Origin of the sequence: Vibrio cionasavignyae, from assembly GCF_050337155.1 — a bacterium.
Classification (GTDB): domain Bacteria; phylum Pseudomonadota; class Gammaproteobacteria; order Enterobacterales; family Vibrionaceae; genus Vibrio; species Vibrio nomapromontoriensis.
Window position 1 is genome coordinate 89,675 of record NZ_JAKJSR010000023.1, and the last position, 23,789, is coordinate 113,463.

Consider the following 23,789-nt stretch of genomic DNA (forward strand, 5'->3'; position numbering starts at 1 on the left):
ACTCCCTATTATTAACCCTAGTGAGAAACCAAATGATTAAAATTGTTAGCTTTAAGATTTGTCCGTTTGTTCAACGAGTAACTGCTGCACTGGAAGCAAAACAGATCCCTTATGAGATCGAGTACATCAGCCTAAAAGAAAAACCTCAATGGTTTCTAGATATCTCACCCAATGGTCAAGTCCCTGTTATGGTGACGGAATCCGGTATCAGTTTGTTTGAATCTGATGCCATCATCGAATACATCGAAGACGAATACGGCCCATTAGAGCAAGGGGTCACTAATGAACAGCGTGCATTAGACCGAGCTTGGAGCTACTTAGGGTCTAAACACTATTTGCCGCAATGCGGCACGATGAGCAGTAAAGATAAAGCAACATTTGATGCTCGCGCGGAAAAACTGATAGCCGCTTTTACCAAAGCAGAAAACCAGCTTTCAGGTAAGTCTGCGTTCTTTAAATCGGATACGTTAAGTCATGTCGATCTCGCTTGGTTACCTTTACTGCATCGTGCGTCAATCGTAAAACAGCACTCTGGCTTCGACTTTTTATGTGGTCTACCAAAAATGCAAACTTGGCAGCACAACCTGCTCGCGACAGGGTTGATTGAGAAAACGGTGTCTGACGATTTTCTAGCATTATTTGGTGATTTCTATCTGACCAATACCTATCTTGCGGATGGAAAAGATATACAAGCACAACGTGGTTGCGGCACTAGCCGTTGTTGCGGTTAATCCCATCAACAACGCTATGTCCTTTCTACGCCAATAACCATCAATATTAGAATGGACACCAAAATCCACCAGCCCTTGTAATAGCAAGGGCTGAGCAAGAATAAATCAACATTCTCTCAATACCCTTACCATTAATCGTTATTACTCATAATCAATGCCACTTTTTCCCATTGGCTAAAGTTGCTAGACTCGATTTATGATAGAGATAGCGATTCTTTAACAAAACATGACGGCTATATTGAGTTCAACGATGCTCACCCCAATGTTCTTGTTATAAACAAATCATAAAATTAATCAGCTTTCGGAGAACGTAATGGCGACTCATTTTGACTATATCTGTATTGGTGGCGGCAGCGGCGGTATTGCATCGGCAAACCGAGCATCAATGTACGGTGCTAAAGTTGCGCTAATTGAAGCGCAAGATCTTGGCGGCACTTGCGTCAACGTTGGTTGCGTACCAAAGAAAGTGATGTGGCATGGTGCTCAAGTAGCAGAAGCCATGAACCTATACGCTGAAGATTATGGCTTTGATGTTGAAGTGAAAGGCTTTGATTGGAGTAAACTGGTTGAGAATCGTCAAGCCTACATTGGTCGAATCCATCAGTCTTACGACCGTGTACTTGGTAATAACAACGTCCATGTCATCAAAGGATTTGCCAAATTTGTTGACGCTAAAACGGTAGAAGTAAATGGTGAGCACTATACCGCTGACCACATTCTTATCGCCGTTGGTGGTCGCCCAAGCATTCCAAACATTCCTGGTGCAGAGCACGGCATTGATTCAAACGGCTTCTTTGAGCTTAACGAACAACCAAAACGCGTCGCAGTGATTGGTGCTGGTTATATTGCCGTTGAAATCGCTGGCGTATTGCACGCACTAGGCACAGAAACGCATTTGTTCTGTCGTAAAGAATCCCCACTTCGCAGCTTTGACCCAATGATCATTGAAACCTTAGTTGAGGTGATGAACACCGAAGGTCCAACACTGCATACGCACTCTGTACCAAAAGAAGTGGTGAAAGAAGCCGATGGCAGCCTAACTCTCCATCTAGAAAACGGCAACACACAAAACGTTGACCAACTTATTTGGGCCATTGGCCGTCACCCAGCCACCGATGCCATTAACCTAAGTGCAACCGGCGTGGCAACCAATGATCGTGGTTACATCAAAGTAGATGAGTACCAAACCACTAATGTTGAAGGCATTTACTGTGTCGGCGATATTATGGAAGGCGGTATCGAGTTAACTCCAGTGGCAGTAAAAGCCGGTCGTCAATTGTCTGAGCGTCTGTTCAACAACAAACCTGACGCAAAAATGGATTATGACTTAGTGGCAACCGTCGTCTTTAGCCACCCACCTATTGGCACCATTGGTCTGACAACACAAGAAGCTGAAGAGAAGTACGGCAAAGAAAACGTCAAGGTGTACACCTCTGGCTTCACAGCAATGTACACCGCAGTGACGAAGCACCGTCAACCATGCAAAATGAAGTTGGTCTGTGCTGGCCCTGAAGAAACCGTAGTGGGCTTACACGGTATTGGTTTTACTGTCGATGAAATGATTCAAGGTTTTGCCGTTGCGATGAAGATGGGCGCAACCAAAGCGGACTTTGATGCGGTAGTAGCTATCCACCCTACGGGCTCGGAAGAGTTCGTTACCATGAGAGGTTAGTGTAGGAAAAGCATCTTACACACATAAATAAATCTGGAAAATAATCAATCACTGGCGATACATGTATGTGTGGCCAGTGTTTTTTCTAGGTGAATTTATGTATTTCATACAACCAAGCAATGTCTATACACCGACAGATTTATCTGTCAGCCAAAACACCTGCAAAATCACTCCCCTCAAAGGCAACATAGGCTCACTGTCCACATTGTTTAATCAAAATGCGTTGCCTACAGCAAGAGGCCATCGAAAGGTTTGAGTTTCTCGGACTGCGCGTAATCGTCAAGGTGACGGAGAACGGTCGTTTCATGAATGCGCTCATGGCAGTACTCCAACCTTCAGAAGCAAGCAGTACCGCTTTAATGCGGTCACGCACTCGACCGTCACGCGTTTTATCGTGCTGAATTTCGAGTTCATGTTTTTGCTTCTTAGTCAGAGTTACTTTCATGGTTCGTAGCATGATCCTCATATCGCTGAGCATCAAGCATCTTCAATGATCACGGGTATAAATCTGAAAATGTTTTAACGATAAGTTTCATTATGCTTCTGGTTTGTTTGTCTTTGTAGGCCGAGTATATTAATACTGAGGAAGGTGGGATTTTAGGTAACCCAAACTTTTTAGAAACTTCTATCAATGTGCGAGGAGCGGCTCGGTGGGGAAAGATCCCTACAGCCATACCTGCTTCAATTGCCGTAACGATAGCAGTCATATTATTTCCAATAAAGGCTTCATGCCATTGTATTTTAAATTTATCTAAAACCTGCATTGCTACATTCCGCATTCCGCAATGCTCTTTCAGGTTTGCAATAGGCAAAGGCCCCTGATGATCGTAATCAAACTGGGCGGAAGCATACCAACCAAAATACTCTGGGCATAACTCTTCACCGTCATAGCGCCCATCGTCACTTCGAATAATCACCGCATGAAGAGAGCCCGAATTACATAGCTCGGTCAATATTGTAGAGCTTTCTACCGATAATTCTATTTGTAAACTAGGGTCAGCCTCTTTTAAGCGAGATAATACCATTTGCATTTCTGGGCCAAATACATGACACCCAACACCAAGTTTGAATTTCCGTCTAGGCGAGGACAGGCTTGCAATAGCTCTGTCATTGGCTGAAATAAGTTCACGTGCCTCTGGTAAAAAAGCTTCTCCTGCAGAAGATAAGCGTACTTGTCTTGGCGTTCTTTCTACTAATTGTACGCCGAGCTTATTCTCCAGCCTTTTAAGCTTAACGCTAAGTGTGGCTTGAGTGCTGCCCATAGAGTCCGCCGCTTTGGTGAAGCTTTTGTGATCATTAATTGCTAAAAATGCGCGAATTGAATCAAGGTCTAGGCTAATCATATACATAACTCCTTTACTACTATGTTTAGACTGATTTCCGAGTTACATCTTGTTTTTTAAACTTTTAAAACAGAAATGTAAGGCTTTGTATTTAAAACAATAATTACGTTTTGTTATGACTGAAATATTGGAACATTTATTTAGATAATGTCAATAAACTGCTACATTTTACTCCCTTAATGAGAGCAACCACGGTTGGTGCTCTTGCAAGTTACAACGATTCTCTACGCTACTTTGAGGATTGAAATGGAGTGTAAAATGTTTTCCGCTATATCAGCTAAAAATAAAATAGCATTGGCTGCTGTGTGTTTATCTGCAGTCATGCTGGGGTTAGAAATAACCAGTATCCCTTCTATATTACCGACGTTGAAAGACCTACTACCTGCAGACTTTCAGCAACTCCAGTGGATCATGAATGCTTACACCATTGCAATGTGTTCAGTTTTAGTTGCTATGGGGGCATTTGCGGATCGATACGGTCGTAAACGCATTTTTATTGCAGGTATCTTTGTTTTTGCTATTGCATCATTGCTTTGTGGTATTGCAACAAGTGCGCCGGTACTTATCACTGCCCGTTTTTTACAAGGCCTGAGTGCAGCAGCGATGCTGTCTTGTCAGGTTGCGGTGCTTTCTAATCAGTTCCCAAATGGACCAGAGCGAGGTGCAGCGTTTGCTACCTGGGGCATTATATTTGGTCTTGGTTTGGGTTTTGGTCCTATTGTAGGTGGCATCATCCTTGAACTTGCCAGCTGGGAATGGGTATTCCTCATTCATGTTCTTATTTCGTTAGTTACTATGATCTTGGCGAAAAAAGGCGTCACTGAATCTTCTGACCCTAACGCTGTTAAGATGGACTTCGGTGGAATGATCACCTTGTCGTTGTCAGTATTTGGTTTGGTCTACCTTATTATTCAAAGTCATGAAACCAGCATTACAAGTAATGCAGGCTTGGCAATTCTTTCTGGCAGTATTTTGAGCTTTATTTTGTTTATTATTATTGAAAACAAAGTAGAGCGTCCAATGTTTGACTTCTCAGCATTTAAAGTTCGCAATTTCTCTGGTGCATTATTTGGTGCGAGTGGAATGAACTTTAGCTTTTGGCCATTCGTAATTTATTTCCCAATTTATCTCCAATCTGTACTGGGTTATAGCGGCGTGGTATCGGGCTTAACGGTACTAGCATTAACTGTTCCTACTATTGTCGTACCTCCCTATGCTGAACGCATGCTTCAAAACAAAGGGCCAGGGTTTGTTATTCCCCTAGGTTTGCTCACTATTTCTGCCGGTTTTGCTTCAATTTGGTTCGCGATTGGATTGCAAGGAACATCGTGGATGACGTTACTACCGGGTTGTGTCATAGCGGGTATTGGTCTTGGTTTGACGAACACGCCAGTAACAAACACTGCAACGGGTTCACTCCCACCAGAAAGAGCAGGCATGGCTTCGGGTATGGAGTTTAGTGCTCGGATGATCTCATTGGCCGTCAATATTGCAATCATGGGATACATTTTGGTAAACGGAGTCTTTGAGAGCTTGAAAGGTATTCTGAATATCAGTGACACAGAAATTATGCCTATTGCAGATGCATTGGCATCAGGCAACATCGCTGCGGCTGAATCGCTCGGTATCACTACACAAGCAGCGAGTGAAATTTTGACATATGGCTTTAGCTGGGTGGTTCTCTACGGCGCAATATCCGCATTTATTTTGTGTATCGCATCCGCATTAACTTGCGAGAATAAAAATCAATCTGAAGATGATGATCAATCTGTGAGTGTGGCTACAGAGTAACCCCTCTACGTTATCTAACTAATTTAATTAATAAGTAACTGCAAAACATTGCTGTGTACAGCACAGCAATGGGTTACTTGCACCTTAAAAACAGGGAATTTGGTAATGAAATTGAGTTTTGAAAACTTAAAAGAAGAAATATCAATCATTTTGGATGTTACAAGTGAAGAAGTGCAAACTAACACGGAGTTAACTGGAAGCGCCCATTGGGACTCTTTCGCCATGCTATCGGCTGCTGCTTTAGTTACAAAATACACTGGCGCACAGTTGTCCATGGATGATGTGTCGAAACTCGCAACCGTAAATGATTTCATTTCTTTAATAAATAACTCAAAAGACAAATAAGATGGAATTCAAAGCGATTTCAGGTATTCGCATTGAAGCGATAACAGCAGCGCTCCCTGTAAACACTATTGGCAAGGAAGATTTTTCAGCCATGTATGGCGAGAAAAATGCTGCACGTGTGGCGAGAGGAACTGGGATCAGCGCTATTCGCACTGCAGATGGTTTGTCAACCGAAGCGCTGATAACCGCCGCCGCTCAGCAATTGTTGAACAATGTGAATGTTACCTCTGACGACATTGACGGCCTTATAGTCGTTACTCAAACGCCCGATAGTTGGAGCCCAGGAACTGCCTTTGCCGTTCACCATAAGCTTAGTTTGAAGCCAGGATGTTTTGTCGCAACGGTCAACGATGGCTGTGCGGGGTATGTAAACGGCATGATTCAAGCAGCGTCTCTTATCTCATCTGGTGCATTCAAAAAAGTACTGCTATGTACTGGAGATGTCAACACGCGTCTAGTTGATGATACGAACTATCAAGTACGCATGTTGTTTGGTGATGCAGCGTCTGCAACCTTGATCGGTAGTGGTACGGAAACTGTCAATTTCATCAATGGTACTGATGGCTCCGGAGCAGACATGCTGGGTGTGAAAATCAACTACGAAAAGGGCGCACAAAGCACGGCTTCTATAGCCACCTTAGAAATGGATGGTGCTGCAGTGATGAGCTTTGCGCTCAAGCGTGTGCCAGAAGTGGTGAATGCGCTCCTCGACCAAGTGGGCATCAAAAAAGACAACGTCGATCTCTTTGCTCTGCACCAACCCAATGAATTCTTGTTGAACTACTTGATCAGCCTCCTTGAAGTAGAAACATGCAAAGTTCCTATTGATGTAAACGGAATTGGAAACACTAACTCTACGTCAATTCCATTACTTCTTACGCGAAGAGCAAACCTGAATGAGCGAAACGATATCGTACTTTGTGGGTTTGGTGTCGGGTTGGCATGGAATGCGATGCACGTAAATCTATCCGATACGGCATTAATAGCACCAGTAGAAGTTGACGCAGTTACGTAGTATTTATCCCAGATAGTTAGATTTATAAGGAAGAAAATAATGTGCGGTATTACTGGATGGATTGATTTTCAACGACACTTTCCAGAGCGAACTCAAATTGTCGATCGAATGACGGACTCCTTATCTCATCGAGGACCAGATGCGAGAGGAACATGGTGTGACAGCTATGCAGCGTTAGGTCATAGACGTTTGTCCATTATTGACGTTGAACACGGCGTTCAACCAATGCTAGCTCAAAACGTGGAAGGGCAACCTTCCGTTGTTGCATTTAATGGTCAAATCTTCAACTTCAGAGAGTTGCGCTCACAGCTCGTGGGTTACGGCTATACCTTCGAAACAAACAGTGATACGGAGGTATTACTAAAAGGTTATTTACACTGGAAGGAGCGTGTGGCTGAACACCTCAACGGTATGTTTGCCATCGCTATTTGGGATGTTCATCGACAGCAACTTACTCTCATTCGGGACCGTCTAGGGGTTAAACCGCTATACTACTATCAAACCGACACAGGTATTGTGTTTGGCTCTGAGCCAAAAGCCTTATTTGAAAACCCTTATGTCTACGCTCAGGTATCAAACACTGGCTTTTGTGAAATCTTAGATATGGTAAAAACGCCTGAGTTATCGCCTTATGACGGTATGTATGAAGTGCGCCCCGGTCATATTCTTACATTCAACCGCCAAGGTTTGAAAAAACAAGCCTACTGGAAGCTGAGTGCAAGAGAACACCATGATTCGCTAGATCTAACGATAGCGACAGTTAGAGAAATTTTGTCAGACACTGTTAAAAGACAAATGATTTCTGACGTTCCTATCTGCTCATTGTTATCTGGAGGATTAGACTCCTCTGCGATTACCGCTTTAGCGGTAAGGCATGCGAAAAAAAGGCAATTCCCTTCTTTCTCAGTAGATTTCACCCACAACATGGATAATTTTTCGGCAGACGGTGTCCGAGGTGCTCCGGATGCGCCTTTTGCGCGAATGCTGGCCAAACACGTTGGCACTGCACATACCGAGCTTCTTCTAAACAGCAACCAGATGCTAGAGAACTCCGTACGTAATCTTGTTTTACACGGTGTTGATGCTCCGCCTGCCTACTGGGGAGATATGTGGCCGTCTTTGTATTTGCTGTTCCAAGGGATCAAAAAACATTCGACAGTTGCGCTCTCTGGCGAAGCTGCTGATGAGGTTTTTGGCGGGTACCAATGGTTTAGAAACCCTGCGGCAATTTCGGCCAATACCTTCCCTTGGTTAACAGCAGGTTCGTCTCGTTACTTTGGTGGTATTCAACTTCTTAATAAAGACTTTGTTCACTCATTAAACCGCGATGAATATCGAGATAAGCGCTATCAAGAAGCCTTGGCTGAGGTGCCTGTACTTGCAGGCGAAGCTGAAAACGAAAGACGTTTGAGACAAGTCTCTTACCTAGCACTTACTCGCTTCTTACCCACCTTACTTGATAGAAATGACCGTATGAGCATGGCAGTAGGTTTAGAGGTGCGCGTACCTTTCTGTGACCATCGATTGGTCGACTACGTCTTCAATACTCCTTGGTCTATGAAAACCTACGATGGACGAGAGAAGAGCTTGTTGCGTGCAGCAACAGCCCCTTTACTGCCAGACAGTATCGTACACCGAGTGAAAACACCGTATCCGGCAACGCAAGATCGCTCCTACGAACAAGGGCTTCGTGATGAACTTGCGGGTTTGATGGATGATACCAGTTCACCAGCAAGAGACTTTATTGATTCCAAAAAGGCAAAACTGCTGATTGATCGTGGAGTGAGTGAAATAAGCCAGCCATATAATCGTGGAGGGATAGAGATGGCTCTATGGATGAATCGTTGGCTTGAAAAATACGATGTAACCACGAAAGTATAAGGAAGTTAGAAATGTCAGTTATACCGCCTATTTCGCCAAAATTGATGCATAAACACAAAGCAGATGATGTCTTGCTTAGTGATCCAAGAAAGTTGCTGCCTGTTCGATTTACTTCGTCTCAGGAGAACATAGCTACTGACCCTGCAATAGTTATGCTGAACAGTTTGTATGAACCATTGGCAAACAACGAATATGTTCTGAGACTGCCAAAAACTATGTCAGGCGGTGCAGGTGTTAGCTTTGATGAAGTGATTGCGCTTTCAGCGAATGACCCTATGCGTGGCGTCCCGGCTCAAATTGTCGAATCGATTAGAGCGGGTCTACCTCAGGATACTGCCGAACGAATCGATATAAATGATGAAAACGTGTCAGCATTTCTTACGCATCACAAGGTAGCTCGTCATTCGCACAGTTTTCAGTTTGTGAACCGAGGCGATCATTACTTCTTTTATCGAAAACCTCATGAACATGTACCGGGAATCATGTTACTTGAGGCGGCAAGACAAACTATCTATTACCAATTATATAGCTTTTCTCAGCAACAACTTGGACAAGTCACGGTAAGTCTTAACGAGCTCAATGCGAAGTTTTACAATTACGCAGAACTCATGTACCCCATAGAGATTGTTGTTGATGATCTCACTCTAGGTGACACCCAAAAACCGAAAGAAGTACTTTATAGCGCTTCTTTCTACCAAAAAGGCATATTAATCGCGCGTATTAACTCTTTGGCTCCTGTCATCTCTTTAAAACGTTTTAAGATGGCGCGTAACGTCAACTTATTTGGCGAAGAAGAGCGATTCTCACCATTATCGATTGCACCGATTACAGCACTTCTTAGCAGTGGTTGCGGGAAGCAAGCGCTTGTTGATTTGCAGGACATCGGTCTTTCCGGATGCAAAACCAGTGCTATTTCGTTCGACAACGAAGACAGCGTCTATTTGAACTTAATCTATGACAATAAACTTCACTTCACAGCCAAATTGCAGCATGAGCGCGACGAACAAAGCCACGTGAGCTGGTTATTTAACAATGTGAGTTATGAGGAAATAGAAACGCTCAAAGAAATTATCAAACGCAGTTTTCTCAAAAAACTTTAGCAAACAAGGTAAACATGTATGACGATTTATCATTCTAAGTACCCCAATTTGCTGAAGCCTCTGAAACTTGGCAAACACGGTAAAACTACAAACCGTATGTACTTTTCTTCTGTGGGGTTTGATCTTTGCGACCACGAAGGCAGACCTCTGCAGGAGTTTTTTGATGTCTATGAATCAATCATGGATGGAGGCTGTGGCTTCGGCTTTTTGGGTAACGCGTCGGTCGATGCATCTTCGCAATATACAGACAGAAGCCAGAAGCTAGTTTCGGAGCAGCATGCGTTAGACCTTCAACCTATTTTTGAAGCTGCAAATGATCGGCATTTTCTACTATCTGCGCAGTTACAACATTATGGCTCCGGGGATGCAACGTTACTAAGCGAAGCACAAATAGCCTCATACATCGAGCACTTTGAACAAGCCGCCAGATTGGCGTTGAGTGTGGGAGCGCCAGCTCTGCAAGTCCATGCGGCGAATGGTTATTTGTTGAGCAGCTTTTTATCACCTAAGTCAAATAAAAGAACCGACAAGTGGGGTGGATGCGCAATGAATCGCGCGCGACTGCTACTCGAAGTACTAAAGCGAGTGAAAGCAGTTATCCAAGAAGACCTTGTGATCTTCGTGCGCTTACAAGTTGATGATGGCCTGGGTTCAGAAGGGCTTGAGGTAGAACAACTCGGCGATGTGATAGTAGCAATCGAACGAGCGGGGGCGGATGCGGTGACCTGCGCTAACGGCGTGGCAGAAACATTCGGGAAGTTTCTTGGAAACCCAGAATACACGCTGGAATCCTGTCGCCGAGCGAGCCGATTTTTGAAACAGCATACCAACATTCCGATCGGCTTTTCTGCCAATATCGGAAACTTGGAAATAGCCGAAGAGATCATTGCTAGTGGAGATGCCGACTTTGTTGGATTCGGACGCTCGATTGTAGCGGATCATCAATTTGTTAATAAAGCACTAGCAGGGCAAGTGAAAGAGATTAATCACTGTCAATGGGATTCTTACTGCTTGAGAGATAAGAAAGAACCTCTAGCAGATAGAGTTTATTGTTGCGTAAATCCAGACTATTTACGACCACAACACATTCAAAATAAATATATGGGAATTTAGTAATGCAATATGAAAATAAAGTCGCTGTAGTTTCAGGTGGAACACGTGGTATTGGCTTTAATGTGGCCAAGAAATTGGTGAACGAAGGTGCATTTGTCTACTTTACAGGTCGAAATAAAAAAGATGGGCTGTTGGCTCAAGAAAAACTGGGGGCTCAATCTCGCTATGTCCAATTAGATGTGACAGACGAAAAGGCTGTAAACGCGTTGTTTGAATTGATTGAAAAAGAACATGGTCGTTTGGATTTAGCCGTCAATAACGCAGGTATCACCACTAAGCGAGCATCAGTCAGTGAGTTAGATTTACAAGAATGGACACGCGTTCTGAATATCAACTTGGTTGGTCCACTACACTTTATGTCGCGTCAAATTCAGTTAATGCAAAAAGGCAATGGTGGTTCAATCGTAAACGTTTCGTCATGCGGTGGTATTTTAGGTCAGCCACGACAAAGTGCTTATTCAGTCAGCAAAGCCGCGTTGAATATACTCACACAAATCGCAGCAATTGAGTGTGGCGTACCTAAAGAAGGTAAGAAACTTGTCCGTGTAAATGCAGTTTGCCCTGGGCCGACAATGGGTGGGATGAATACTGAAGAACGCCTACGAGCAAACCCTGAAGCGACGGCAGAAAAATATCGTAATACAGCGCTACGCCGTTTTGCAGAGCCTGAAGAAGTGACAGCGTCTATTAACTTCTTGCTGAGTGATGACGCTTCCTATACCACAGGCTCGCTGTTGTCCGTTGATGGTGGATTCATTGCTGGGAAATTCTAAGAAATAGTGGCAAGGAAGGAAAAGGCTTAAGGACATGGCAAGTGTATTTATTAGCGGTGTAAGTGATGGTATTGGACTTGCGTTAGCGACTCTGCATCTCCAAAAAGGCGATACTGTAATTGGAATGGCTCGCCATTGCCCTGAGCAGATAGCAGGACACGACAACTTTGTTTTAATCCAAGCAGACTTCGGCTGTCTAACTCAGCTAAACGAGGTTATTGATAGCAATTTCGCAGCATTAGAAAACGCAGAGTTTGACACGCTCTACTTAAATGCTGGCGCAACGGGTAATTCACCAGAGTATGCTAGTAACACTTCGTTAAACGACGTAGTGACTGTCATGAACATCAATGCAATTGCGAACAAATTGCTTTTAGATGTGCTGTTGAATATGAAACATAAACCTGCATTGGTTGTTGTTTCAGCGTCCATTGCGGGCCGTCGATATCGAGCTGGAATGTTAGCTTATAGTATGTCTAAGGCTGCTTTAGAAGCACTGAGTGGTGTCTATGCTCAAGAGTATCCAGATGTGTTTTTTGCAGTGCTAGGTATGTGTAATGTCGACACTCATTTATCTCACAACATCGTTAACCATCCGAATGTGAGTTTGTTTCCAGACCATGTGCGTTTAAAACAACGCTTTCAAATTCCTGGGTATGTAGTATCTGCAGGGAAGCGTGCTGAAGATATATATAAAATCGTACAAGAACAAAAATGTAAGCACCTAAAGAATGGTGAATTCATTGAGGTTAGAACTCTACTAAATTCGTTTTGAAGTCATTCTTACAATACGGTTTAGTGAATTGAATTTTATTATGGATAATATGATGAATAAAGAAATTCTAGATTTATTGATTGAAGCAATTGAAGAACAAAGTCTATTCTTAGATGAACCCGTAGATCTGTCTAAAGGTAGTGATACGGTTCTCTATACTCAGGATGGACAACTCGATTCACTTAGTCTGATAACTATCATCGCAGACGTTGAAAAACAAATTCACTCACAATTTGGTTTTAAATTAAGGTTGGCCAATGAACGTGATCTGGGAATCGAAGAATCTCCCTTTTCAACCCTAGGAGCAATGCATGATTTTATAATAGATAAGTTACAAGAAGAACTAAAAATAGATGCTCAAGTGGCGTAACAGACGATATATTTCATTTCTTATCAATGGAGTTACGTAGAGTTTATACTCTCCTTGTTTTGAGGTGAATATTAATATTTGGCAAGCTTTAGATGACTTGTTTCGACATGTGTTTTCTCATTTATTTATGGTTAACTTCCGTCTATCAATAGGCATTTCCTTAAAACTGTTCGTCCGATGAAGAAACAATATATTGTCTATTGCTTGCTTTTTAATTCACTGTGAAATATTAGTTTTATCCAACGTGAGATTTAGCATTTTAAAACTCATAAAACCTATAACCCTGAAAGAGAGATAATATGAAAATAGGCTTTATCGGTGCAGGAGCTATGGCACAGGCTCTTGCAAAACACGCTTTAGATGGTGGACTATCTGTCATGTTAAGCAACTCTAGAGGGCCGGAAACACTAACGGTTGCTGCTAATAGACTAGGCTGCGAGGCCGGAACGGCGCGGCAAGTTGCAGAGTTTGGCGATGTTATTGTCATTGCAGTGCCGCTTTATTCTTTCAACAAACTTCCTAAGGAACAGTTGAAAGGAAAGGTTGTACTGGATTTGCTGAACTACTTTCCACATAGAGATGGTTACATCACCGAGTTAAATAACTTGAGAATGACAACCAGTGAACTTGTGGCTAGCTATTTAGCCGACTCAACGGTTGTTAAAGCATTTAATTCGATTACCGTTGAAGATTTACGCCGAGATGCACGCCCAGAAGGCGCAAAGGATCGTCGCGCTATTCCTATTGCATCAAATGACCAAAAAGCGAAAAAGATGGTTACTGAATTAATCGATAAACTTGGTTTTGATTCTGTCGATGGCGGTAAGTTGTCTGATAGTTGGCGATTTGAACGCTTTAGACCAGCATATTGCGTTGCTGCGCCCAAAGAGAAGCTTGAAAGGATACTAAAAACGACGACAAGAGATACCGTTGTGGCTGATGGTTATTGGCTTCATCACCGTTTTGTATAATTAGAACTCAAGTCAGTGGAACTAAATGCTTATAATGGCTTAAGTGGAAACTTAAGCCATTTTTATTTAATTTCGTTAGTCTACTAGAAAGAAGAACTAAGCGAGATCGCAACCATTAGTCGCAATCACTTTTTTATACCAATAGAAGGATTTTTTCGGTATGCGGTTTAATGTGCCGCCGCCAAGATTATCGCGATCAACGTAGATAAACCCGTAACGTTTGGTCATTTCACCGGTTGAAGCGGCAACAAGATCAATACACCCCCAAGGCGTAAAGCCCATCAAAGGTACGCCATCCGTCATTGCATCATGCATCGCCTTGATGTGTTTTCGCAGATAATCGATACGGTAATCGTCATTAATCTCACCATTCTCATCTAGGCTATCTTTTGCCCCTAAACCATTCTCAACCAAAAACAGTGGCTTTTGATAGCGGTCGTATAGCGTGTTCATGGTGATACGTAACCCCGTAGGATCGATAACCCAGCCCCAGTCACTTGCTGGCAGATGCGGATTTTTAATCGACTTAACGACATTCGCAGCGCTGGTATTGCCTTCATTCATATCAGCAGAAGCACAGCGAGAGGCGTAGTAGCTAAACGAAATGAAGTCGACAGTATTGGCTAAAATTTCAAAGTCTTCCTCTTCCGTCTCAAGAACGACGCCTTTTTGATCGAAGACTTTCTGAGCATAGGATGGATAATAACCACGTGACTGAACATCAATAAAAAATAGATTTTCGCGATCTTTCTCCATGGCCGTCAATACATCTTCAGGCTTACAAGAGTAAGGGTAGAAATTACCACCAGCCAGCATACAACCTACTTGGTTTTGCGGATCCACTTCGTGCGCAATCTTGGTAACTAGCGCACTCGCCACTAACTCATGGTGAGCCGCTTGGTATTTCACTTGGTCATGATTTTCACCCTCTTGAAACAGTAGTCCTGCACCAGAAAATGGACTGGCGAGAAGGATATTAATTTCATTGAAAGTGAGCCAGTACTTAACCAAACCTTTGTATTGCTCAAAGCAAGTACGAGCATAGCGACTAAAGAACTCGATCATTTTACGGCTTCGCCACGAGCCATATTCGTTAACCAAGTGCATAGGCACATCAAAGTGACATAGCGTGACTAGCGGCTCAATGCCATATTTTTTACACTCTTCAAATACACCGCGATAAAAGTCCAGCCCAGCCTGATTTGGCTCTAATTCATCACCCTTAGGGTAGATTCGGCTCCATGCAATCGACATACGGAACACTTTAAAGCCCATTTCAGCAAGCAGTGCAATGTCTTCTTTATAGCGATGATAAAAGTCGATCGCATTGTGGCTAGGGTAAAATTCCTCTTCGCTCAACTCAACCTGTTCAACTTGACCCAGTTTTATTGGCATACGGTTTTCGCCGTATGGGATCATATCAACCGTGGTTAATCCTTTTCCGCCCGCTCGATGAGCACCTTCTGATTGATTGGCAGCAATTGCACCACCCCACAGAAAGTCGTGGGGAAATTGTATCTCTGACATAACGCCCTCTAAACAGTAAAAGTCACCGATACCCTCGGTGACTTGAATAGTAAATTGCCTAACAACACGGTACGCGCGACTTAAGCGGTGACTGGTGCTGTGGTGACTTTACCTTTAGCGTCTTTTTCCGACTCTTCTTGTAGCGATACTGAATTGTAATCGCTGTCATCTTCTGGAATATCTTCAAACCCCAACATCAGTGTGAGCACGAATGAAAGAACGATCGACAACGCAATCAGACCAAAGACCCAGACAATACTCATGGGATCATTAACATCAAAAAACTGCACGCTAGTAAAGAGACTTGGCGCCGCCATAGAGTGACTAGCAATCCCCGCCATTCCAGCTAGACCGCCAACGATGAAGCCTGTAATCATGGTTGCGATAAGTGGACGTTTAAGGCGAACGAGTACCCCGTAAAGCGCAGGCTCTGAAATGCCGGCAAAAATAGCGGACGCACCTGCTGCGAGTGACGTTTGCTTTAGTGCGCTGTTTTTCGTTTTGTAGGCAACGGCTAGACACGCTCCACCCATGCCAATATTGGCACCAATTTCAGATGGCATAACCATGCCCTCTCGGCCTGTTTCTGCAATAGTTTGAATGATGGTTGGGGTGAAAACTCGGTGCATGCCAGTGAGCACTAATAGCGGCCAAAGTGCCCCCATAATCGCAACCGACAACCAACCTAATGTATTGTAAATCGTGTAAACCAGTGCAGATAGAGCCGTACCAACCCAAATACCAAATGGACCAATCAGAACAATTGCAATTGGTGCGGAAATTAAGACAATTAACATTGGTTTTAGGAAGTTCTTCGTTACCGCAGGTGTAATACTATCCACCCAACGCTCGATATAAGAAAGCACCCAAGTCATCACCAGTACAGGAATCACCGTATAGGTGTATTTCACTGACGTAATAGGTATGCCAAAGAAATCAACATGCTGACCCTGAGCAGCTTGCTCCATCAGTGCCATAAAGTTTGGATGAATAAGCACACCCGCGATGGCAATAGACAGCGACATATTAGTTTTAAATTTAACCGAGGCAGATGCCGCGACCATCACTGGTAGGAAGAAGAACGCCCCATCACCAATGGCGTTTAAAATGATCAGTGTTGGCGCGTTTGGCTCCATCCAACCTGTCATTTGCAGCACCATTGCCAGCAGTTTCACCATCGAACCACCAATGATCGCCGGAATCAGTGGAGACATCGTGCCCACGAGGGCATCCAACATTTTCGCACCCACAGACTTCGCAGTTAGCTTCTCTTTTTTGACTGGCACTGCTGCCCCACTGTCAGCAGCCATATTGCAGATAGCCATGATCTCTTGGTAGGCATAAGACACTTCATTACCAATAATAACCTGTACTTTGTCGCCATTATCTACCACCCCCATGACACCTTTCAGTGTTTTTAAGCTTTCGATATCCACGCTTTCAGAATGATGTACAACAAATCGTAATCGAGTCATACAGTGTGTTAAGGCGGAAACGTTGTCCTTTCCCCCTAAGTGTTCAACAACCGATTTTGCGATTGCTCGGTAATTATTGGCCATTTTTATCCCCTAAAGACATTCATTCCAGTGACAGCAAGCGCGTGCCCAATCACGATTCACTTACTCTTCATTCCATGCTGTTTTATATGTGACTTCACATTTCTCGACGTTACCAGTAACATGTTACCCATAACATTTATAAGATAAACATTAATTTATAAGCGATTTCAAAAAATGAGAGAGCGCGCAGGTTTCTGTAGAGGAGATTAGATGAAAGGAAGTAGCATTATTGTCATGGGAGTCACTGCATGTGGTAAAAGTACTGTGGGCGCTCAATTGGCTGAACGGCTAAACCGAAAATTTATTGATGGTGATGATCTTCACCCTAAAAGTAACATTGAAAAAATGTCACAAGGCTGCCCATTAACAGACGAAGACCGAGCTCCCTGGCTAGAGCGAATTCATGATGCGGCCTATAGTCTGGAACAAAACAATGAACATGCGGTCATTGTCTGCTCGGCACTCAAACAATCCTATCGAGAGATCATTCGTGGCGACAATCATAATGTCACATTTTTGTTTTTAGATGGTCATCAGGAGCTGATTTTGCAAAGAATGCGCCAAAGGGACGGTCACTTTATGAAAGAAAATATGATTAGCAGCCAATTTGATATTCTTGAACGTCCAGAGAGTGAACCACAAACCCTGACAATCAATATTGACGGCTCTGTCTGTGACATCGTCGAGCGCTCAGTCGCGGCGCTTTTGGATCTTCAATAGACAAGAAGTAGAAAAAATTCACTTCACTGCCCGATAAAAAGCCGACCTCATATCGGTTTTTTATTTCGCTCTCGGTCATATTTCTAAGCAACATCACTGCTCAATCCTCACATAGGATCAGAGGTGCCTCGCATCACGACAATAGTTACTATTCGTTTCTCACGTTCGACTCGTACTCATTCCACCCTTTTTCTATAGTTTTTTTCGCTACTAAATAAAAAGAATGCAGGATGAGCATCTAAGTAGCGACCTCTAACTAATCAAAAAAAAGGAACTCTACAATGAAACCGACTCTTGGGCTCTGCCTGCTCAGTATCATCAGCGCCCCCACTTTGGCAGTTAACCCCCAACCCGATCCGCAAAACCCAACCGGATACGTATTGCTGCGCTCTGAAGTGATAGCCAGCGAACAGGCACAAACGTCCGACCCTATGTATACCGTGTGGGCGAATGCATTAGCCACGGCGCCTAATAGTGTCGTCGACCTCATTGATGCTGGAGCTGCGGGTAACCCAAGCAACGTAAAAAGAGCAGAACGTGTTTTCCCTCGTAGTGAGTGGGATTTTTTAACCCAAATGGCAGCACCGGAATATACCTATCAACGCTTCTTACAAGCTATTGGTAAGTTTCCTGCTTTCTGTGGTGATTACACCGATGGACGTAATGCCGATGCCATTTGTAAGCGATCTATTGTGACCGCGTTTGCACACTTCTCTCAAGAAACGGGCGGCCACATTGCCATTGATAATACTTGGGATAACCCACTCGCATTGGAAGAATGGCAGCAAGCATTAGTCCATGTACGTGAAATGGGTTGGTCGGAAGGACAGCCCGGTTACACCACAGGCTGTGGACAAAATGATTGGCAAAACAAGCGCTGGCCGTGCTCACCAAACCAAGGCTACTTTGGTCGAGGCGCTAAGCAGCTCTCGTATCACTTCAATTACGGGGCATTTTCTGAAGTAATGTACGACGGTGATGCGACGGTCCTATTAAATAATCCCGCTTTAGTGGCTGACTCATGGCTCAACCTTGCCTCCGCTATTTGGTTTTTCTTAACCCCTCAAGCACCAAAACCGGCAATGCTACATGTTATTGATCGTACATGGACACCTTCTCAACGTGAAGTTGACGCGGGTATTGGCTATGGTTTTGGTACCACCATTAACATCATTAATGGCGGTATAGAATGTGGTGCACAAAACAAAGACAAAGGACAACCCGTTAATCGTATTCGCTATTGGGAAGGGCTATCTGCTCACTACCAAATTCCAATTGAAGCCGATGAAACCAATACCTGCTGGCAGCAAACCCCTTACGGTAGCCTGAATCTCAATGGTGCCACTGATGTGCTGTACACCAACTGGGAAGCAAGCTGGAAATACCATGCAGACCGTCCTGGTGGCGTATCCTTTGAGTGTAACCTCGTCGGCTATCAAACCGCCTACTCGGCACTGGTTCCTGGTGACTATGAAAAATGTGTCACCAACTTCTTTGGCTCACACGCCAACTGGCCTGAAGTTCGCATTGTTGATGGTGGCACTGGCGGCGGTACCGGAGGAGGAAATGATGGCGGCACTGGTGGTAACTCCGGAGACACGCCAGTCGGCGTCATCACCTGGGAAGCAGGAATCACCAAAGTAAATGTGGGTGAGACTGTCATCCATAATGGGAAATGTTTCACGGCTAAAAACGCTCCAGGCGTATGGGAAACCCCGACACAATCCAACTGGTTTTGGGATGAAGTAGCCTGTCCTTAGGCTGTTGTTCGAGCAGTGTTTTTACACTGCTCATTTCCCTTAGGCCTTGTGTGTTTTCGGCATGCTAAAAAGAGTCACTCAATTATTATCAAACACCTCTATCTGCATCCGCTTATATCTATTATAGTTTTTACTTATACTATAAGGAGTGTTAGCCCGTGGATAAAAAACACATCTTTTTCTTTGATGTAATGCGATGCGTTGCCGCGCTTGCGGTCATTATCATTCACGCATTGGGTCCCTATCGCCACGAACTTGGGCAAATCCCTATGGGAGAGTGGATCACGGCGATTACCTTCAATGGATTCAGTCGCTGGGCGGTACCGGTGTTTATTTTGATCACGGGTGCATTGATGCTCAATGACCAACGTCCATTTGATTTGAAATACTATCTTTCCAGAAGGTTGGGGAAGGTATTAGTCCCGTTTCTTGCTTGGTCGCTGTTTTATGCGTATTTATCCGGCTGGACGATTGCCGGGTTTGATGCGGCGACAGTGAAAGATGTGCTGGCTGAGAGTTACCATCATTCCACCTACTACCACCTAGGTTTTTTTTACTACTTTATACCGCTCTACGCTGCGATCCCGTTTTTACAAATTTTTGTACGCCGCTACAACGATAGCGCTCTGTATGCGCTGACTGGTGTGTGGTTACTCACCACTTTATTGTTTTTAATGCGAATTGATGGACCTTGGAGCGAGCAGTTTTGGCTCTATATGGGGCTGTTACCGTTAGGCTACATCTTATTCCAAAAGCTGCCGATCAATAACACCACGGTGGTGATCGCGCTTATTCTTGGCTTAGGCGGAATGGCATTGGGGACTTACATGGTGATTGAAAATAGTATTGCCGCAGACCGTTACTCGGTTGGGCGTTGGTTCTCGTACAAAACGACCAATACCATTCTCGCAGCCAGCATGATTTTTGTTCTGGCAAAAGCCTATGCCGACAAGATCAATGAGTCATTTAAAAAAGTGATTAGCGTTGTCAGCCAGCATAGCTTAGGGATCTATATCCTTCATCCTTTGTTTTTATGGCCGATGAATGAACTCGCCCTGTATCAAGGTCACCCCATCGTGATGATTCCACTCTGGGTTATCATCAGTGGCAGTTGTGCGTTGTTCACGAGCTGGCTATTGTCTCGCAGCACGAAAACTCGCTGGCTACTACCTTAATCATTGCTATACGGGCGCAGCTACAAGCGCCCTATTTACCCACACAAATGACATTGAGCAAAGTATTACTTTTTAGTGGTGATACCTTGCCATTGGTAAATAGCCCCTTCTGACCATCCCCCCAATATGGCATCTGCATTGGCCACAGATTCTTCTGCATCACTTTCGCATTAAGTAGCTTTTGCCACTCACTTGCGGTGACTAAATGCATATTAAGATCACCACATACTTTAATGGCTGCGCTGTAATCCATTCGATTCCACGCTTTATCATGTTCCATATAAAACTGGTGCTGACTGCCCGCTAAATAAGGCACAACATAGCGCTGGCTGCCAAGCTGGGTTTGTCGCCGTACTGATAAAGATGGTGATACAGACTTGGCTAGAGGCTGAATCGGTTTCACCTTATTGACACTCTTAGCCTGTTTTACGGTGGGCGAACCTATCACCTGTGCAATAGGCTTAGCCATCGCTTTCATTGGCGGTTTTGGTGTCGATTTAGGGTACTTTTTAGGTTCACTCGCAGCGTGAGTAGCTTGCGGCTTTGAAGGGCCGACCTGACGAATAAAGGCATCTTGGTATCCCTTGATTGATTTAATGTTCGACAGTTCTTTCTTTAACAAGTCGACATCATAATAAGGACCAATGAGACACCGCTGAATCTCGCCCTCAGGCTTCATCCACACATCCGTTGAAATCTCACTATACAAGACTCTAGCCGTATTCAATGACATGGGGTCATCCAATATGCCACACTGAATCCAATACACGGATGTCGCCGTTTCCGGCACCGTCTGACTCCAAATTCCCTCACCTATTGGACAATCCTGGCTAAGTATTGGTAATTGGGAAGAAGAAGGCTGAGATGCGTCACACAACACGCCAGTCGCAGCGACAGGCGCTGAAAAGGTACTAACAACAAATAACAAGGTACTCATGATTGCGCTTACCGATAGGCAATGTGATCCCTTAACACCATTTAAAGAGCTCATATACATCCTCAGAACACTCTAGATAAGACTGGCTAGTTTCCATAAGTGGCACTAATAAAAAGAGCCGCACTTATGTGCGACTCTTAGTGTAGTGAGGATTGGGATTAAAAATCAATCTCTCTAGATCACCCTTTGTAGATTTTCGGGTTAAATACGTCTCTTAACCAGTCACCTAATAGGTTGACCACCAATACTAGTGTAATCAACACAATGCCAGGGAAAACCGTAATCCACCACGAACCGGAGAAGATGTAGTTAAAGCCGATGCTGATTAATGAACCTAGTGATGGTTGATCAACTGGCAAACCTAGACCTAAGAACGACAATGCAGCTTCCGACATAATGGCGTTGGCAATTTGTACCGTCGAGATCACTAGGATTGGAGACAGACAATTTGGCAAAATATGACGGAACATGATTTTAGGTGCTTTAAAGCCCATGACTCGCGCTGCTTCTACATACTCTTTCTTTTTCTCGGCCAATACTGAGGCACGAATAGTCCGAGCATATTGCGGCCATTCGGCCACCCCGATGATCACCACCAGCATCGTCACCGCGTACTGGCTATAAAACTCCGTACCAAAACTGGCCTTGAATATCGCCGATACAATGATCGCCACCATCATGGTCGAAAACGACAACTGCACATCGGCAAAACGCATCAAGAAGCTATCAACACGACCACCAAAGTAACCCGCGGACAAGCCAATGATAATACCTAAAAATAGTTGTAGACCTACCGCAAGGAAACCAATCGTCAACGAAAGGCGTGAACCATAAAGGATGGTCGATAAAATATCACGACCTTGGTCATCCGTACCTAAGACGAAATTCGAATCGCCATCTTCCATCCAAGACGGAGGAAGCTCTGAATCCATAATATCAATCGAACTGAGATCATAAGGGTCAGCCGGTGCGATAAGTGGCGCGGCTAACGCCATCACCAAGAAAAACATAAAAATAGTAAAACTCGTCATCGCGACTTTATCGCGCTTAAAGTAGTACAAGAAATCTGATTGCTTAAAACGTTCCCAAGCGGAAGGAACTGTTGCTACATTTGCTTGGCTCATGACTACGCTCCTTTTCCAGTTAGGTTGACAGTTGGGTTAATTAATCCATACAGAAGATCGACGATGGTGTTAGTCACCACGAAGATCAGACCAACAAAGATAACGTATGCTGTGATCAGCGGAGTATCCACACGGTTGATGGCTTCTAGGAAAAGAAAACCTGTGCCTGGCCACTGGAACACAGTCTCAGTCAAAATGGTGTACGCCACCATGGTACCAATTTGAACACCACCAACCGTCAACACTGGTAACATGGTGTTTTTCAGAGCATGTTGGTAATAGATCTTACGTAAAGGTAAGCCTTTAGCTTTAGCAAACTTAATGTATTCTGAGCTCAGTACTTCCAGCATTTCAGAGCGTACTAGACGAATAAATAGCGGCAACATAATCGACGCCAGTGCGACACATGGCAGTACCAAGTGCTTAATGCCATCAATCGTAAAGAAGCCGGACTGCCATCCAAGAACGTTAGCGGTTTCACCTCGACCAAATGAAGGTAACCAGCCTAATTCAATGGAGAAAACGTACATCAGCATAATCGCGGTTAGGAAAACCGGGATAGAAATACCAATACTACTCCCTGCCATCACGAGCTTTGTGAAGAAGCTTTTAGGGTGTATTGCTGAATAGACGCCTAATGGTATTGATAGGCAGATAATGATTAACGTCGCGCCGAACACCAGTTCGAGAGTCGCCACCAGCTTGTCAAGAATGACATCTACAGCAGGACGTTTGAAAAAGTATGATGTGCCGAGATCACCTTGCAGTGCAGCACCAATGAAACGTGTGTATTTTGTAACGAAAGGATCGTTGAGGCCTAACTCATCACGCAGTGCTTGACGCTCTGCTTCCGAAACCGACTGACCTACAAGCTCACGCAGCGGATCACCCAGGTTATCCTGAATGGCAAATGCCACCAAACTGATCACAAACATCACTATCAGTGCCTGAAACAGGCGCTTGACCAGAAACGAAAACATCCCTTGCCCCTTAACTATCCATATGTCTCTGTGACGAGAACTTATTCAGTCTTAAAATCCACTTAGTCCGACTGAAATAAAACTAAGCAGTATAAAGCGAACAAAGAGGGGAAGGCTTTCCCCTCTT

The 23,789-nt window shown here is 44.1% G+C and carries 21 protein-coding genes and 1 pseudogene; 15 read left to right on the plus strand and 7 right to left on the minus strand.

Annotated features, from left to right (window positions below; translation table 11 throughout):
* Window positions 1–32: 32 nt before the first annotated feature.
* Together L4D74_RS18465 and gorA are read left to right on the plus strand one after the other, a co-directional pair.
* On the plus strand, window positions 33–731 hold the full coding sequence (locus tag L4D74_RS18465; RefSeq protein ID WP_428753875.1) for a glutathione S-transferase family protein: 699 nt from the start codon (window positions 33–35) through the stop codon (window positions 729–731).
* A gap of 313 nt (window positions 732–1,044) precedes the next feature.
* Entirely contained in the window at window positions 1,045–2,403 is a 1,359-nt protein-coding gene (gorA, locus tag L4D74_RS18470; protein ID WP_428753877.1) for a glutathione-disulfide reductase, read from the plus strand.
* 239 nt (window positions 2,404–2,642) lie between these two features.
* On the opposite strand, the pseudogene L4D74_RS18475 reads toward gorA, so the two are convergent.
* Window positions 2,643–2,848 (minus strand): annotated as a pseudogene (locus L4D74_RS18475) (IS630 family transposase); the annotation flags it as partial.
* Window positions 2,849–2,897: 49 nt separating this feature from the next.
* Window positions 2,898–3,746: a LysR family transcriptional regulator gene (locus tag L4D74_RS18480; RefSeq protein ID WP_428753879.1), complete on the minus strand. Its 849-nt coding sequence runs from the start codon at window positions 3,744–3,746 to the stop codon at window positions 2,898–2,900.
* 258 nt (window positions 3,747–4,004) lie between these two features.
* Here L4D74_RS18480 and L4D74_RS18485 point away from each other — a divergent pair, with 258 nt between their 5' ends.
* The 10 genes from L4D74_RS18485 to L4D74_RS18530 all read left to right on the plus strand — a co-directional run bounded on the left by L4D74_RS18485 (window position 4,005) and on the right by L4D74_RS18530 (window position 13,880).
* A complete protein-coding gene (locus L4D74_RS18485; protein ID WP_428753880.1) occupies window positions 4,005–5,537 on the plus strand; it encodes an MFS transporter in 1,533 nt (510 codons plus the stop codon).
* A 105-nt stretch (window positions 5,538–5,642) separates the two neighbouring features.
* On the plus strand, window positions 5,643–5,882 hold the full coding sequence (locus L4D74_RS18490) for a hypothetical protein (RefSeq protein WP_428753881.1): 240 nt from the start codon (window positions 5,643–5,645) through the stop codon (window positions 5,880–5,882).
* Between the two features lies 1 nt (window position 5,883).
* The gene (locus tag L4D74_RS18495) at window positions 5,884–6,897 is read left to right on the plus strand and encodes a 3-oxoacyl-ACP synthase III family protein (RefSeq protein ID WP_428753882.1); all 1,014 of its coding nucleotides are present in this window, start codon (window positions 5,884–5,886) and stop codon (window positions 6,895–6,897) included.
* Between the two features lie 39 nt (window positions 6,898–6,936).
* A complete protein-coding gene (asnB, locus tag L4D74_RS18500; RefSeq protein ID WP_428753883.1) occupies window positions 6,937–8,778 on the plus strand; it encodes an asparagine synthase (glutamine-hydrolyzing) in 1,842 nt (613 codons plus the stop codon).
* Between the two features lie 11 nt (window positions 8,779–8,789).
* A complete protein-coding gene (locus L4D74_RS18505; RefSeq protein WP_428753885.1) occupies window positions 8,790–9,878 on the plus strand; it encodes an AfsA-related hotdog domain-containing protein in 1,089 nt (362 codons plus the stop codon).
* A gap of 18 nt (window positions 9,879–9,896) precedes the next feature.
* Complete coding sequence (locus L4D74_RS18510) at window positions 9,897–10,991, plus strand: oxidoreductase (RefSeq protein WP_428753886.1); 1,095 nt, start codon at window positions 9,897–9,899, stop codon at window positions 10,989–10,991.
* 2 nt (window positions 10,992–10,993) lie between these two features.
* Window positions 10,994–11,764, plus strand: coding sequence for an SDR family NAD(P)-dependent oxidoreductase (locus L4D74_RS18515; RefSeq protein ID WP_428753888.1), 771 nt, complete (start codon window positions 10,994–10,996; stop codon window positions 11,762–11,764).
* Window positions 11,765–11,798: 34 nt separating this feature from the next.
* The gene (locus tag L4D74_RS18520) at window positions 11,799–12,539 is read left to right on the plus strand and encodes an SDR family NAD(P)-dependent oxidoreductase (protein ID WP_428753890.1); all 741 of its coding nucleotides are present in this window, start codon (window positions 11,799–11,801) and stop codon (window positions 12,537–12,539) included.
* 40 nt (window positions 12,540–12,579) lie between these two features.
* Window positions 12,580–12,909: a hypothetical protein gene (locus L4D74_RS18525; protein WP_428753892.1), complete on the plus strand. Its 330-nt coding sequence runs from the start codon at window positions 12,580–12,582 to the stop codon at window positions 12,907–12,909.
* A gap of 299 nt (window positions 12,910–13,208) precedes the next feature.
* Window positions 13,209–13,880 carry an NADPH-dependent F420 reductase gene (locus L4D74_RS18530; RefSeq protein WP_428753893.1) on the plus strand — a complete coding sequence of 224 codons (672 nt, stop codon included), beginning with the start codon at window positions 13,209–13,211 and terminating at the stop codon, window positions 13,878–13,880.
* 96 nt (window positions 13,881–13,976) lie between these two features.
* Here the strand turns inward: L4D74_RS18530 and ascB are convergent, their stop codons facing one another.
* Both ascB and ascF read right to left on the minus strand, forming a co-directional pair.
* On the minus strand, window positions 13,977–15,407 hold the full coding sequence (gene ascB / locus L4D74_RS18535) for a 6-phospho-beta-glucosidase (protein ID WP_428753895.1): 1,431 nt from the start codon (window positions 15,405–15,407) through the stop codon (window positions 13,977–13,979).
* Between the two features lie 80 nt (window positions 15,408–15,487).
* Window positions 15,488–16,966, minus strand: a complete 1,479-nt coding sequence (gene ascF, locus L4D74_RS18540; protein ID WP_428753897.1) for a PTS cellobiose/arbutin/salicin transporter subunit IIBC — start codon at window positions 16,964–16,966, stop codon at window positions 15,488–15,490.
* A gap of 210 nt (window positions 16,967–17,176) precedes the next feature.
* On the opposite strand from ascF, the gene L4D74_RS18545 reads away from it, so the two are divergent.
* From L4D74_RS18545 to L4D74_RS18555, 3 genes are all read left to right on the plus strand, one after another.
* Window positions 17,177–17,686: a gluconokinase gene (locus L4D74_RS18545; protein ID WP_428753898.1), complete on the plus strand. Its 510-nt coding sequence runs from the start codon at window positions 17,177–17,179 to the stop codon at window positions 17,684–17,686.
* 281 nt (window positions 17,687–17,967) lie between these two features.
* Complete coding sequence (locus L4D74_RS18550; RefSeq protein ID WP_428753899.1) at window positions 17,968–19,446, plus strand: chitinase; 1,479 nt, start codon at window positions 17,968–17,970, stop codon at window positions 19,444–19,446.
* Between the two features lie 191 nt (window positions 19,447–19,637).
* Window positions 19,638–20,621, plus strand: coding sequence for an acyltransferase (locus tag L4D74_RS18555; protein WP_428753926.1), 984 nt, complete (start codon window positions 19,638–19,640; stop codon window positions 20,619–20,621).
* Window positions 20,622–20,652: 31 nt separating this feature from the next.
* Here the strand turns inward: L4D74_RS18555 and L4D74_RS18560 are convergent, their stop codons facing one another.
* From L4D74_RS18560 to L4D74_RS18570, 3 genes are all read right to left on the minus strand, one after another.
* Entirely contained in the window at window positions 20,653–21,612 is a 960-nt protein-coding gene (locus tag L4D74_RS18560; protein ID WP_428753901.1) for an SPOR domain-containing protein, read from the minus strand.
* A 125-nt stretch (window positions 21,613–21,737) separates the two neighbouring features.
* Window positions 21,738–22,682, minus strand: coding sequence for an ABC transporter permease (locus tag L4D74_RS18565; RefSeq protein ID WP_265675135.1), 945 nt, complete (start codon window positions 22,680–22,682; stop codon window positions 21,738–21,740).
* A 2-nt stretch (window positions 22,683–22,684) separates the two neighbouring features.
* Window positions 22,685–23,662 carry an ABC transporter permease gene (locus L4D74_RS18570; protein WP_265675134.1) on the minus strand — a complete coding sequence of 326 codons (978 nt, stop codon included), beginning with the start codon at window positions 23,660–23,662 and terminating at the stop codon, window positions 22,685–22,687.
* Window positions 23,663–23,789 lie beyond the last annotated feature (127 nt).

Excerpts from the sequence above, each read along its gene's own strand:
- L4D74_RS18465 (WP_428753875.1), top strand. The coding sequence starts at position 33 with ATGATTAAAATTGTTAGCTTTAAGATTTGTCCGTTTGTTCAACGAGTA.
- L4D74_RS18485 (WP_428753880.1), top strand. The coding sequence starts at position 4,005 with ATGTTTTCCGCTATATCAGCTAAAAATAAAATAGCATTGGCTGCTGTG.
- L4D74_RS18560 (WP_428753901.1), bottom strand. The coding sequence starts at position 21,612 with ATGAGCTCTTTAAATGGTGTTAAGGGATCACATTGCCTATCGGTAAGC.
- ascF (WP_428753897.1), bottom strand. The coding sequence starts at position 16,966 with ATGGCCAATAATTACCGAGCAATCGCAAAATCGGTTGTTGAACACTTA.
- L4D74_RS18555 (WP_428753926.1), top strand. The coding sequence starts at position 19,638 with ATGCGATGCGTTGCCGCGCTTGCGGTCATTATCATTCACGCATTGGGT.
- L4D74_RS18545 (WP_428753898.1), top strand. The coding sequence starts at position 17,177 with ATGAAAGGAAGTAGCATTATTGTCATGGGAGTCACTGCATGTGGTAAA.
- L4D74_RS18490 (WP_428753881.1), top strand. The coding sequence starts at position 5,643 with ATGAAATTGAGTTTTGAAAACTTAAAAGAAGAAATATCAATCATTTTG.
- L4D74_RS18520 (WP_428753890.1), top strand. The coding sequence starts at position 11,799 with ATGGCAAGTGTATTTATTAGCGGTGTAAGTGATGGTATTGGACTTGCG.
- L4D74_RS18510 (WP_428753886.1), top strand. The coding sequence starts at position 9,897 with ATGACGATTTATCATTCTAAGTACCCCAATTTGCTGAAGCCTCTGAAA.
- L4D74_RS18515 (WP_428753888.1), top strand. The coding sequence starts at position 10,994 with ATGCAATATGAAAATAAAGTCGCTGTAGTTTCAGGTGGAACACGTGGT.
- L4D74_RS18480 (WP_428753879.1), bottom strand. The coding sequence starts at position 3,746 with ATGATTAGCCTAGACCTTGATTCAATTCGCGCATTTTTAGCAATTAAT.
- L4D74_RS18505 (WP_428753885.1), top strand. The coding sequence starts at position 8,790 with ATGTCAGTTATACCGCCTATTTCGCCAAAATTGATGCATAAACACAAA.
- L4D74_RS18495 (WP_428753882.1), top strand. The coding sequence starts at position 5,884 with ATGGAATTCAAAGCGATTTCAGGTATTCGCATTGAAGCGATAACAGCA.
- L4D74_RS18570 (WP_265675134.1), bottom strand. The coding sequence starts at position 23,662 with ATGTTTTCGTTTCTGGTCAAGCGCCTGTTTCAGGCACTGATAGTGATG.
- L4D74_RS18530 (WP_428753893.1), top strand. The coding sequence starts at position 13,209 with ATGAAAATAGGCTTTATCGGTGCAGGAGCTATGGCACAGGCTCTTGCA.
- L4D74_RS18525 (WP_428753892.1), top strand. The coding sequence starts at position 12,580 with ATGGATAATATGATGAATAAAGAAATTCTAGATTTATTGATTGAAGCA.
- asnB (WP_428753883.1), top strand. The coding sequence starts at position 6,937 with ATGTGCGGTATTACTGGATGGATTGATTTTCAACGACACTTTCCAGAG.
- L4D74_RS18565 (WP_265675135.1), bottom strand. The coding sequence starts at position 22,682 with ATGAGCCAAGCAAATGTAGCAACAGTTCCTTCCGCTTGGGAACGTTTT.
- gorA (WP_428753877.1), top strand. The coding sequence starts at position 1,045 with ATGGCGACTCATTTTGACTATATCTGTATTGGTGGCGGCAGCGGCGGT.
- L4D74_RS18550 (WP_428753899.1), top strand. The coding sequence starts at position 17,968 with ATGAAACCGACTCTTGGGCTCTGCCTGCTCAGTATCATCAGCGCCCCC.
- ascB (WP_428753895.1), bottom strand. The coding sequence starts at position 15,407 with ATGTCAGAGATACAATTTCCCCACGACTTTCTGTGGGGTGGTGCAATT.